Annotated in this window: 10 protein-coding genes; 3 read left to right on the forward strand and 7 right to left on the reverse strand. The window is 61.9% G+C overall.

The window, feature by feature from the left end; all coding sequences use genetic code 11:
- The first annotated feature begins 3 nt into the window (after positions 1–3).
- Complete coding sequence (locus tag CXY71_RS02985) at positions 4–1,689, forward strand: ribonuclease J (protein ID WP_104134212.1); 1,686 nt, start codon at positions 4–6, stop codon at positions 1,687–1,689.
- An 81-nt stretch (positions 1,690–1,770) separates the two neighbouring features.
- Here CXY71_RS02985 and CXY71_RS02990 read toward each other — a convergent pair whose 3' ends face one another.
- A complete protein-coding gene (locus CXY71_RS02990; RefSeq protein WP_104134213.1) occupies positions 1,771–3,420 on the reverse strand; it encodes a peptide chain release factor 3 in 1,650 nt (549 codons plus the stop codon).
- A gap of 43 nt (positions 3,421–3,463) precedes the next feature.
- Positions 3,464–3,823, reverse strand: coding sequence for a MerR family transcriptional regulator (locus tag CXY71_RS02995; RefSeq protein ID WP_146072729.1), 360 nt, complete (start codon positions 3,821–3,823; stop codon positions 3,464–3,466).
- A gap of 85 nt (positions 3,824–3,908) precedes the next feature.
- On the opposite strand from CXY71_RS02995, the gene CXY71_RS03000 reads away from it, so the two are divergent.
- Positions 3,909–4,703, forward strand: coding sequence for an SGNH/GDSL hydrolase family protein (locus CXY71_RS03000; protein WP_104134215.1), 795 nt, complete (start codon positions 3,909–3,911; stop codon positions 4,701–4,703).
- A 19-nt stretch (positions 4,704–4,722) separates the two neighbouring features.
- On the opposite strand, the gene gnd is transcribed toward CXY71_RS03000, so the two are convergent.
- The 5 genes from gnd to tal are packed head-to-tail and all read right to left on the reverse strand — an operon-like array spanning position 4,723 to position 10,939.
- On the reverse strand, positions 4,723–5,610 hold the full coding sequence (gene gnd / locus CXY71_RS03005) for a phosphogluconate dehydrogenase (NAD(+)-dependent, decarboxylating) (protein WP_104134220.1): 888 nt from the start codon (positions 5,608–5,610) through the stop codon (positions 4,723–4,725).
- A 59-nt stretch (positions 5,611–5,669) separates the two neighbouring features.
- On the reverse strand, positions 5,670–6,671 hold the full coding sequence (locus CXY71_RS03010) for a glucose-6-phosphate dehydrogenase assembly protein OpcA (protein ID WP_104134216.1): 1,002 nt from the start codon (positions 6,669–6,671) through the stop codon (positions 5,670–5,672).
- Positions 6,668–8,200: a glucose-6-phosphate dehydrogenase gene (gene zwf, locus CXY71_RS03015; RefSeq protein WP_104134217.1), complete on the reverse strand. Its 1,533-nt coding sequence runs from the start codon at positions 8,198–8,200 to the stop codon at positions 6,668–6,670. The genes CXY71_RS03010 and zwf overlap by 4 nt, the downstream gene beginning before the upstream one ends.
- Before the next feature lie 4 nt (positions 8,201–8,204).
- The gene (locus CXY71_RS03020) at positions 8,205–9,815 is read right to left on the reverse strand and encodes a glucose-6-phosphate isomerase (RefSeq protein WP_104134218.1); all 1,611 of its coding nucleotides are present in this window, start codon (positions 9,813–9,815) and stop codon (positions 8,205–8,207) included.
- Positions 9,812–10,939 (reverse strand): transaldolase, encoded by a 1,128-nt coding sequence (gene tal, locus CXY71_RS03025; RefSeq protein WP_104134219.1) that lies wholly within the window; start codon positions 10,937–10,939, stop codon positions 9,812–9,814. Before tal ends, CXY71_RS03020 begins: the two co-directional genes overlap by 4 nt.
- 292 nt (positions 10,940–11,231) lie before the next feature.
- On the opposite strand from tal, the gene CXY71_RS03030 reads away from it, so the two are divergent.
- On the forward strand, positions 11,232–11,837 hold the full coding sequence (locus CXY71_RS03030; RefSeq protein ID WP_368665849.1) for a histidine phosphatase family protein: 606 nt from the start codon (positions 11,232–11,234) through the stop codon (positions 11,835–11,837).
- Positions 11,838–11,929 lie beyond the last annotated feature (92 nt).

Below are 11,929 nucleotides of genomic sequence, written 5' to 3' on the forward strand. Positions count from 1 at the left end.
TCCATGAGCACCCATCCACTGTCCCTTGCCGCACCGCCCGCACTTCCGGCGCGCGGCCTGCGCATCATCCCGCTCGGCGGTCTCGGCGAAATCGGCCGTAATATGACCGTGTTTGAGCACAAAGGCAAACTGCTCGTCATCGACTGCGGGCTGCTGTTCCCAAAAGACATTCAGCCCGGAATTAATGTGATCCTGCCCGATTTCTCGATCTTGCGTGGCCGGCTCGAGGACATCGAAGCCATTGTCCTCACCCATGGCCACGAGGACCACATCGGCGCTGTGCCCTACCTGCTCAAGGAACGCGGCGACATTCCCGTCATCGCCTCCAAGCTGACCCTCGCCTTCGTCGGAGCAAAATTTCAGGAACACCACCTGCATCCCCCGGTCGTTGAAGTCAAGGAAGGCGAACGCCGCTCTGTTGGTCCCTTCGACCTTGAATTCCTGGCCGTAAACCATTCCATCCCCGACGGCCTCGCCATCGGCATCCGCACAGAAGCCGGACTGATCGTGCACACCGGCGACTTCAAAATGGATCAGTTCCCCCTCGACAACCGGCTCACCGACCTGCCCGGTTTCTCCCGGCTCGGCGACGAAGGCATCGACCTGCTGCTGATCGACTCGACCAACGCCGTTGTGCCCGGATTCACCACACCCGAAGCCGACATCGGCCCCGCCATCGACACCGTGTTTCGCAGCGCGCTACGACGGATCATTGTCTCCAGCTTCGCCAGCCACGTCCATCGCATCCAACAGGTGATCGACGCGGCCGTGCGCCACAACCGTAAGGTGGCCTTCGTCGGCCGATCCATGGTGCGCAACATGGGTATGGCCGCTGAACTGGGGTATCTGCGCATCCCAAAGGGACTGCTCGTCGATGTCAAGGCACTGGAGCGAATGAAAGATGACCAGGTCGTTCTCATCTGCACCGGCTCACAGGGAGAACCTATGGCAGCCCTGGCGCGCATGGCGAACCGTGAACACACCATCCGCATCGGAGAGGGCGACACCGTTCTCTTGGCCAGTTCGGTCATTCCCGGAAATGAAAACTCCATCTACCGAGTCATCAACGGACTGACCCGCTGGGGCGCCAACGTCGTGCACAAGGCCAACGCCACAGTCCACGTGTCCGGGCACGCCAGCGCGGGCGAACTCGTCTACTGCTACAACGTGATGCGCCCCACCAACGTGATGCCCGTGCACGGTGAATGGCGCCACCTCACCGCCAACGCGGACCTGGCCGTGCGCACCGGAATCAGTAAAGACCGCGTTCTCGTCGTCGAAGATGGCATCGTGGTTGACCTGGTCGATGGCCGCGCCACCGTTGTAGGCCGAGTACCGGCCGACTACGTACTGGTCGACGGCATGACCGTCGGAGGAGACGCAGCAGAAGCGATGGAAGATCGTCGACTCCTCGCAGAAGACGGTGCCATTACCGTTCTGGGCATTCTCAACACCAAGACGGGACGCCTGGCCGAACCGGTGGAATTCATCACCCGCGGCTTCAATCACGATGCCGGCTGGGCAGCCAATGCCGCGCAGATCATCGACAAGGCCATAGTCGCAGAAACCCGGAACAGCGCTCTCGACGGAGCAGCTCTCGAGCGGATCTTCTCCGAGAGCGTGACCCGATGGATGCAACGCAAGTATCGACGCAACCCGGTGATCACGGCGGTCGTCGTTGACGCCTAGCGCTTAGCGGGAGCCAGGAACGCGATCGGCCCGGCACATCACGTGTGCTGGGCCGTTGCTATGCTCGCCGGTGACTCACCTTCAGCGACGTTTATCGCCGCGGGCTGCGTCCTCGACGGACTCCTTCTCGACGGACGGGCTGAGGTTCTCCAGCACGATATCCGGGAACTCTTGAGCGACAGCCTGAAACCGCCAGGGGGTGCTGAACAGGGCCAAGAGGGTGTTGTCGGATCGGGTGAGTACTTCCACCTGGCGCAGGGAACCCAGTCTGCCCGCGCTTGCGCGATCGGTGCGGCGCGCGATTTGGTAGGGCAACGTTTCCATGCGGATATCAGCACCAAAATCGTGCGTCATGCGTTCCTCAACGACGTCGAACTGCATTGGACCCACGGCCCCGAGTACCGGAGCCTGGTCGCCCCGCAGGTCGGACCGCATGACTTGAATGACCCCCTCATGGTCGAGCTGATCGATTCCGCGACGGAATTGCTTGTGCTTGCTGGTGTCGGCGGGGCGTACGGCACGAAAATACTCGGGGGCGAACACCGGCAGGGGCGGGTATTCGACGGGTTCGGAATCATAGAGTGAATCGCCCACCCGAAGAGAGGCTGCGTTGATCAACCCGACGATGTCCCCGGGCCAGGCCTGCTCCGCCATAGTGCGTTCCCGCCCGAACATCTGTTGCGCATACTTCGTGGCAAACGGACGGCCGGTCGATGCCTGCGTTAGAACCATCCCGCGGTGGAACATGCCCGAACACACCCGCACGAATGCGACGTGGTCACGGTGCGAGGCGTTCATGCCGGACTGAACCTTGAAGACAAAGCCGGAGAAGTCACCGTTGACGGGCCGTTGTCGACCGGTGATATCTGCCCGCGCCAGAGCGGGCGGAGCGAATTCCACGAGAGCGTCCAGCAGCTGGTGGACACCAAAATTGAGGACGGCAGCGCAAAAAAGCACCGGCGTGGTCGTCGCGCGAAGAAAAAGTGCCTCGTCGTGGTTGTGCCCTTCGGCATGAAGTAGTGCTGATTCTTCGGCAGCATTAGTCCAATCCTGGCCGAGTTCCGCGGCAGCGGCCGTCGCCGTGGTACGAGCTTCACTGGCGGCGGTCGCGCCTCCTGGGGTTCGGGTGAAACGCACAAATCCGGGGGATTGTCGATCCAGAACTCCATGAAATTCGCCGGCGAGCCCGACCGGCCAGGTGAGCGGTGTGGGCACAAGCCCGGTGCGGTCCTGGATCTCGTCCATGAGATCCAACGCGGACTTTCCCGGGCGATCCCATTTATTGATGACCGTGATCACGGGCAGGCCGTGTTGTCGGCACACCTCAAACAACTTCATGGTTTGCGGTTCGAGGCCCTTGCTGGCATCGACGAGCATCACAGCGGCATCAACAGCGGAGAGGACCCGGAAGGTGTCTTCCGAGAAATCGGCGTGACCGGGGGTGTCAACGAGATTGATCACGGTGTCGCGATACTCAAACTGGATAGCGGCGGATGTCACGGAAATGCCACGGGCCTGCTCCATGGCCATCCAGTCAGATACGGTGCCCCGCCGGCCGGCTTTACCGTGTACTGCACCCGCCCGATCAATAGCGTGCGCGTGCAGCAGAAGTGCTTCGGTCAGCGTGGACTTGCCGGCATCAGGGTGAGAAATAACGGCAAAGGTGCGCCGTTTGTGGGCTTGGGTAAAAATGTCGACGTTAGAGACGGCGGGTGTGGTTGGATGTGTCACGGTGTTCCTGTCTGAGCGTGATCACGAAGTGGGCGTGGTTGAGTCACAGACTCCGCAGCAGTTCGACGAACCCGCTGGCTACGCGAACCTGTTCGCAAAGAGAACGTTTACGCGCTTCGATATCGCTGATCAGGATGGCGAGATCACGCCGGATTGTTGACACTGTCCCGTCTGGGTCGGAGTCGACCAGATCCAGTGTCGCCAGAGCAACCTTGATTTCCGGATGGGTGAGAGACAACGCTCGGAGGCTGCGGATGATGCGTGCCCGGTCGAGGTCGGCCGGGGCATAGAGCCGGTAGCCGGAATCGCTGCGCCCCGACGCTTGCAAAACGTGGATCTCGTCGTAGTGCCGCACGGTGCGCTGGGAAAGTCCAGTCCGTTCGGCGAACTCACCAATAAGCATGAATGCCACCTCATCTCGTACGTAAATGATCGTACATCTTTACTCTAACGTAAGAGTAGAGTTGATGGTAATAGACATGAGGCATATGACCAACGCACACCTGAACCACCCGTGGACGCGATACGTCGCGCTCGGCGACTCCTTTACCGAAGGCATCGGTGACCCCGAGCCAGAGAGTGTGGGCGGGCATCGAGGCTGGGCCGACCGGGTCGCCGCGGTACTCAGTGACGGCCAACCGGACTTCAATTACGCCAACCTCGCGGTGCGCGGCAAGATCTTGCGCCAGATCAGCGACGAACAGGTGGAACCGGTGCTACAGCTGCGCCCGGATCTCATCACTATCTCCGCTGGCGGTAATGACGTTATTCGTCCCGGTACCGACCCGGATGATATTGCAGCTCGGTTCGATGATGTCATCTCGCGCCTGTCCCGGTCCGGCGCCACGATCGTCCTCTTCACCGGGCCCGACCTTGGGTTCTCACCATTTTTTCGGAGCATGCGGGGAAAAATCGCGATCTACAACGAGAACTTGCGTTCTGTGGCAGCACGGCACGGCTGCCTGGTAGCCGATCTCTGGTCACTAACGGCCATCCAGGACGCGGGTATGTGGGCTCCGGATCGGCTGCACTTCAACCCCATGGGTCACCACACGATTGCACGCAGCGTTCTGAGCGCGCTCCGTGTCGAGAACTCATTGCAGCCATCCCAGATCGAACCGTTGCCAAGACCGTCCTGGCGGAGCGCACGAACGAGCGATGTCGCGTGGGCCCGCACCTATCTGATGCCATGGGTCCTGCGCCGCGCTCGGCACCAATCCTCGGGCGATCACATTCTGCCCAAACGCCCCGAGGCCAGCCCCTTGGACCAGCCTCGGTTCTGACACTGCCTGTGTCCGGAGGCTACTCGGCGGACTTGACCGCGTGACCGCCGAACTGGTTGCGCAGCGCGGCAACGGCCTTCATCGCCGGGGAATCTTCCTGGCGAGATTCAAACCGGGCGAAGATTGACGCGCTGATGGCGGGAACAGGCACGGCATTAGCCAATGCTTCTTCAATGGTCCAGCGGCCCTCGCCGGAATCATCGACGTATCCTTCGATACTGGTCAGGGCCGGATCCTCCTCAAGCGCCTGAACTAGGAGCTCGAGCAGCCAGGACCGAACAACAGCGCCGCGCTGCCAGGCCTTGAACGTTCCGGGAACATTCTTGACGATGTCCTCGCGCTTGGCGAGTAGCTCGTATCCCTCGGCGTAGGCCTGCATGAGGGCGTATTCGATGCCGTTATGCACCATTTTGGCGTAGTGACCGGCACCGACCTCGCCAGCGTGCACGAAGCTTTCCTCGCGCGGGCCGGCCGGACGCAGGGCGTCGAATACCGGCATGAGCCGGTCAACGGATGCCGCATTGCCGCCGACCATAAGCGCGAAGCCGTTCTCCTGACCCCAGACTCCGCCGGAAACGCCGGCGTCGATGTAGTCGATTCCCTTTTCAGCGAGGAGGGCCGCGTGCACGAAGTCGTCGCTGAAACGGGAATTACCGCCGTCAATGACCAAATCACCGGTGCCCAGGAGCTCGCCGACCTCAATAATGACGGTCTTCGTGATGGCGCCGGAAGGAACCATCACCCAGACGGCCTTGGGCGAGGGAAGGGCGTCGATGAGGTCTTGGAGGGTCGCGACGTCGGTCACGTCGGGGTTGCGGTCGTAGCCGGTTACTGTCACGTTGTTTTCGCGGAGGCGGGTGCGCATGCTGGCGCCCATTTTTCCGAGGCCGATGAGGCCGATGTGCATGTTCATGGTGCTCATTTCAGTAATGTCTTGTGGGGTGGAGGTGGCTTGAGGTGTGCTCATCAAACGTAGGCATAAGGATCGACGCCGTCGGGAATTCGGGTGTTTTCGTTGTGGTCCCAGGCGCCGTCGCTGCTGAGGAGCTGAGCGAGACCGCTGGTAATGACGTCACCGTAGAGGGTATCCGCGCCTTGATGACGCAACTCTTCCGTGAGGCATTCCAGGAGGCTTCGGCGGGGCAACGACACGTTTTGGGCCGGTTGATCCGGTTGGTTGAGCAGAGCTGGAGCCGGTAGGGAGCGGTGCAGATCGACGACGCCGGTCGCGCTGTGCAGTCGCACGCGATAGATTCCGGCCGCGCCAGATTCTCGGGTGCTCGTCAGCAGCAGCACGGGAACCTGAAGCTGAAGTTTCAGCCACGCTGCCAGAAGGACGACAGAGGATGAATCATCCGCTCCCTCGATATCAACGTGCGTGACCGTGGCGGATGCGGGCGGGTCGAGTACGGCCGCCAGTTGGTTGCGCCATAGCGTTAGTCGGGTCCAGGCCAGATCAGAATCTCCCGGGGTGTATCCCCGGGACAATCGCGACAGGTCTTCGACTGGTGCTGGCTGGGCACGCGAATCTGTGATTCGACGCGCAGCGATCCGCCCCAGGGATGACTGCGCCACACGTTCGGGCGCCTGGCCGGGCCACCAGGCGATGACGGGTGCGTCGGGCAGCAGAAGTCCGGTGACGAGGGCTTCCTGATCGTCCGCCGCAGTTCCGTGGGCAGTGAGGAGGATGACTTCGCTGGGGCCCGACTCACCGCCAAGGCGGATTTCGCCGTCGAGGTGCGGTCCGCCCGACACAGAGACCGAGACAGTGGACAGCACGATCACGCGCAGGGGGTGTTCGCGCGCGGCGCCTTCGGCAGCGATGATGGCCTCTTCGGCGGCGCCGGGTTCGGTGGCGATGACCAGGGTGAGCACCCGGCCCAGGGCCGACGAGCCAGCGGTATCGCGAATGGTGACGAGCGCCTTGTTGAGAGCGCTGACGGTGGTGTTGGGGTAGTGGTAGATCACGGGCGCCTCCAGGCTCGGCCGTCGCGGTGCATCATCAGTTCAGCGGAGACGGGACCCCAGGTACCGGACCGATACAGTTCGGGCTGGCCTTGGGTGGCCCAGAACTTCTCGATCGGGTCCAGAATCTTCCAGGACAGTTCGACTTCTCGGTGGCGAGGAAACAAAGGCGGGTCGCCGAGGAGCACGTCGAGAATCAAACGTTCGTACGCTTCGGGGCTCGCCTCGGTGAAGGCATGACCGTAGCTGAAGTCCATGGTGACGTCCCGAACCTGCATGGTGGCGCCCGGCACCTTCGACCCAAACCGCAAGGTGACTCCTTCGTCGGGTTGGACTCGGATGACCAGGGCGTTCTGGCCCAGGCCCGACGAGTCGCTGTCACCGAAAAGATGCTCGGGCGCGGTTTTGAAGATGAGGGCGATCTCGGTGACCCGGCGTCCGAGGCGTTTCCCGGCGCGCAGGTAGAAGGGAACGCCTTGCCATCGTCGGGACCCGACCTCCAGCCGCATGGCCGCGTAGGTTTCGCTCGTTGAGAGTGGATTCATTCCGGACTCGTCGCGAAATCCCGGAACGTGCTCGCCGCCCTGCCAGCCGCTGGTGTATTGACCGCGCGCCGTGCTTGCCGTGAGGTCAGCGGGCAGTGTGACGGCAGCGAGCACTTTCTTTTTCTCCGCGCGCAAATCGTGGGCGTCGAAGGAGAGGGGCTCTTCCATTGCTGTGAGCGCCAGGAGCTGGAGAAGATGGTTTTGGATCACGTCTCGAGCCGCGCCGATGCCGTCGTAGTACCCGGCCCGACCGCCGATGCCGATGTCTTCCGCCATGGTGATTTGCACGTGATCGACGTAGTTGGCGTTCCATAAGGGTTCAAACATCTGGTTGGCGAACCGCACGGCCAGAATGTTCTGGACGGTCTCCTTGCCCAGATAATGGTCGATGCGAAAGATGGAGTCGGCGGGAAAGGTCGATTCGACAATGTCATTCAACTCACGTGCAGTCTCGAGGTCGCTCCCGAAGGGCTTTTCGATGACCACGCGGCGCCACGCGTCGTCCGCCTGGTCGGCTAGACCGGCGGCGCGCAGCTGTTGGGTAACGACTGGAAACGCGTGGGGCGGGATGGAGAGGTAGAAGGCATGATTGCCGTGCGTGTGACGGGTGGCGTCGACCTCATCGATGGTGTCTTTCAGGCGGGTGAACGCTGTGGCGTCGGCGAAGTCGCCGTGCACAAATCGCATGCCGGCGACGAGCTGGTGCCAGATTTTCTCGTCGAAAGGCGTGCGAGCGTATTGTTTGACGGCTTCGTACGCCACCCGTTCAAAATCGTGGTCTTCGCTGTCTGGTCGGGCGAATCCGACCAGTGCGAAGCCGGGCGGCAGTAGGTCGCGATGGGCCAGATCGTAGATCGCCGGCAGCAGCTTCTTGCGTGACAAGTCGCCGGTGATTCCAAAGATGATTAGGGTGCTCGGCCCGGCGATCCGATTGAGGCGTTGATCATCCGCTCGGCGCAGGGGGTTGCTGGTTTCAGTGAGTGTCACTGGCTCAGCTCAGTGCGGCGATGAGCGCGGGCAGGTTGGCGCGGGGCGACGTCAGATTCAGGGTGAGTACCGGGCGGTCCTGGCCGGCGAGCACGGCGGCATCACCGGCGGCCTGGGCGGTGATCAGCTGACCAAACGTGAAGAGGCGGCGGGGGATTGGCAGATCGTTGTCCGAGACCGTGGTGATCTGCAGGAACACCCCGGTGGGGGTCCCACCCTTGTGGTATTGGCCGGTGGAGTGCAGAAAGCGTGGTCCCCAGCCGAACGTAACCGGGCGACGCGCCTTGGTGGCGAGCAGATCGCGCAGGCCCTCCAGTTCCGGCAGCGCCAGCCGGTTTGCGTAGGCGTGGATCGCGATGTAGCCGTCGTCTCCGAGGCGGGAGAGCAAAGCGTCGATGGCAGCTTTCACCGTCGTCGCGGAACCGAGCAGGTCCTTGGAACCGCGGACGTCGATTCCACCTTGGGACAAGTCAGGCGCGGCCAAGTCTGGTTGACCATCCAGCAGCCCGCGTGAGGCGATCTTCGCGGCTTCCACGTCGGGCTGATCGAAGGGGTTGATTCCCAAGATGCGGCCGGCGATGACGGTGGCGTATTCCCAGACCATCATTTGAGCGCCGAGGGGGCCGCTCATGATGATGTCGTGGCTGCGTGCCCGATCATAGGTGTCGGCGTCGTCGACCAGTCGAACGAACTGCACATCGGGCAGATGCATGGCTTGATTCAGGTCAAGTTCGGGGGCTGTGACGTTGAGCACCACGGGAAGTATGCCGCGGCCAATTTTGCCGGTGGATTCGCTGATGAGTTGTTCGGCCCAGTCGCCGAACCCCACGGTGCGGGAGCCGTCGGAAATGAATGCCAGTTTGTCGCGCAATGGTGACGTTCCCGCGATGGCCGCGCCGAGGATCAGTGCCGGGTTGTCGGCGCTATCGCGGCTGAGATCCGGTGTGATGGCTTCGGCTTCAGCGAGAAGCTGAGCAATGTCGGCCCCGGCAAGGCCGGAGGGCACCAGTCCGAAGGCGGTCAGTGCCGAGTAGCGTCCGCCGACAGCCGGGTCGGCGTTGAACACCCGGTAGCCCGCTTCCCGGCCGCTCAGGTCGAGTGGTGATCCCGGATCGGTGACGATGATGATGCGTTCGGTCGGGTCGATTCCGGCCTGTTCGAACGCAAACTCAAAAACGCGCTTCTGGCTGTCGGTTTCGACGGTCCCACCGGACTTCGACGAAATGACAACCGCTGTGGTGGCGAGGCGGTCGGCCAGGGCGGCCAGTACCTGGTCGGGATCGGTTGCGTCGAGCACGGTCAATTCGACACCCGCCGACCGTGTAATGGTTTCCGGAGCAAGTGACGAGCCGCCCATCCCGCCCAAGACGATGTGGGTGATGCCTGCTGCGCGGAGACTGTCTCGCAGGGCCAGAATCTTGGGAATCAGAGGCCGTGAGACGGTCGCGGCCTCGGTCCAGCCGAGACGAACGGATGCTTCGGCTTCGCTGTCTGGCCCCCACAGCGTCGCATCGGTAGCTCTGATGCGGGACGCGACGCGATCGGTGATGAGCTGCGGGATGACGTCGCGTCCGGCCCAGGCCGGTTCGCCGGTGACGAGGATCTTGACGGTCACTTGGCGGTCTCCAGTGCGACGCGCACCGTTTCACGGAGTTCATTCCAGGACGTCGTGAATTTCTCGACTCCCTCTCGTTCCAGCAGGGCGGTGACTTCGGCGTATGAGATGCCGAGAGCGGTGAGGCGATTCATGACCTCGACGGCAGCGCCGTACGAGTCCGAGATGGTATCCCCGCGCACGACGGCGTGATCAAAAGTGGCCTCCAGAGTCTTTTTGGGAAGGGTGTTGATCACATCGCTCGCGACCAGTTCCACCACATACATGGTGTCGGGCAAGGACGCATCCTTGACGCCGGTGGACGCCCAGAGGGGACGTTGCTCATTCGCGCCGGCCTGAAACAGACCGCGGGCACGCTCAGTCGCGAACTCCTGCTGATAGACCTGATACGCGAGTTGGGCGTTGGCGATTCCGGCCTGACTCTTCAGTGCCAGGGCTTCCTCGGTTCCAATTGCTTCCAAGCGAGTGTTGATCTCAGTATCGAGACGGGAGACGAAGAACGATCCAACAGAGTGGATCGTCGAGAGGTCGATTCCGGCATCCTGGGCCTTTTCCAGGCCGCTCAGGTAGGCAGCGATGACCTCGCGGTAGCGTTCCAAGCTGAAGATCAGCGTGACGTTCACGCTGATTCCTGCGCCGATCACCTCGGTGATTGCCGCCAGCCCCGCGATCGTTGCCGGGATCTTGATCAGGACATTGGGGCGGTCGATCTTCGCCCACAATGCCTGTGCCTCCTTGATCGTCGCGACCGCATCGTGGGCGTTCACCGGGGCGCATTCAATTGACACGCGGCCATCGAATCCGCGAGTCTTTTCGAAAATGGGGGCGAAAATGTCCGATGCCTGCTGAACGTCGGTCGTGGTGATCTCGAACACGGCATCATCGACGCTGGACTTGGATCGGGCGAGCACCTGCACCTGCTCGGTGTAGGCATCACCGTTGGCCAGCGCCCCAGCGAAAATCGTCGGGTTAGTCGTCACTCCGACGACGTTGCGGGTGTCGATAAGACTTTGCAGATTACCCGAGCGGATGCGGTCCCGCGACAGATCGTCAAACCAAATGCTCACGCCGGCGTCCGACAACTTCTCGGTCGGTGTGGGCGTTGTATGGGTAGTTATTGTCATGCGTATTTCTCCTTCATGCCAACCGTGGAACAGGTCGGCGACGTCTTCGTCGTGATCCTGGTGGAGGCATGCGATATGCCTCGGCTGTCGACGGAGGGATGAACTCGACCTCGTCGTAGACACCGGATCACGTTGATTTAACTATACACTTACGTAAGGGTTAGATTGGACAGGGGTTGAAGCCAGAGCTCGAATCGTGCCGGCAACACCACACCACAACTCCGCGCTTCGCTCAGCAGAGCGCCACCACAGCAAGGAACACAGAATTTCACCATCAACAACTTTTGCTCTCATCCGCCACGGCCAGACCGATTGGAATGCAGCCAGGCGGCTCCAAGGCTCCACGGATATCCCCCTCAATGACATTGGTCGGAATCAGGCCGGTCAGGCCGTGCCCGCCCTGTCTCAGTTCGATTGGGACTTCGTTGTATCGTCACCCCTGATTCGCGCCGCAGAAACCGCCGACGTCATTGCCGCCGACCTTAACCTCGACGTCATCCGGCGCATTCCTGGCCTGGTTGAACGCGATTATGGGCCCACCGAAGGGATGCTCGAAGGTGCCGAGCTTGATTCCCTGCGCATTCCTGGTGGGTACTACGGCGCCGAATCTGAGCCGGAAGTTGCCGCGCGCGGCCTCGACGCGTTGCACGCGCTGTCGCAGGACTACCCCGGCGCTCGCATCATCGTCGTCACCCACGGAACGCTCATCCGCGTCACGCTGACCGAAGCACTGGGCCTCGACGTTGGAAGCATCGACAACGCCACGCTGAACCTGGTGCGCCATCACCGCAACACGGGCTTCGTGCTGCAGGTTCTCAACGGAACTTCGCACCACGCGAAACCCTCACCATCATCACACTCCGACAATCTGAAAGGCCACAAATCATGGCAGCTTTAACATGGGATTCTGTTGACGATCAGGCGGTCAACACCGCACGCATTCTGGCGGCTGACGCCGTTGAAAAGGTTGGGAATGGGCATCCGGGTACC

It is taken from the genome of Cryobacterium sp. Y62 (assembly GCF_002929785.1).
GTDB lineage: Bacteria > Actinomycetota > Actinomycetes > Actinomycetales > Microbacteriaceae > Cryobacterium.

Coding starts and splice junctions, on each gene's coding strand:
- gnd (WP_104134220.1), bottom strand. CDS start 5,610: ATGCACATCGGCCTCATCGGCCTCGGAAAAATGGGCGCCAGCATGCGC.
- tal (WP_104134219.1), bottom strand. CDS start 10,939: ATGACAATAACTACCCATACAACGCCCACACCGACCGAGAAGTTGTCG.
- CXY71_RS02985 (WP_104134212.1), top strand. CDS start 4: ATGAGCACCCATCCACTGTCCCTTGCCGCACCGCCCGCACTTCCGGCG.
- CXY71_RS03000 (WP_104134215.1), top strand. CDS start 3,909: ATGACCAACGCACACCTGAACCACCCGTGGACGCGATACGTCGCGCTC.
- CXY71_RS02995 (WP_146072729.1), bottom strand. CDS start 3,823: ATGCTTATTGGTGAGTTCGCCGAACGGACTGGACTTTCCCAGCGCACC.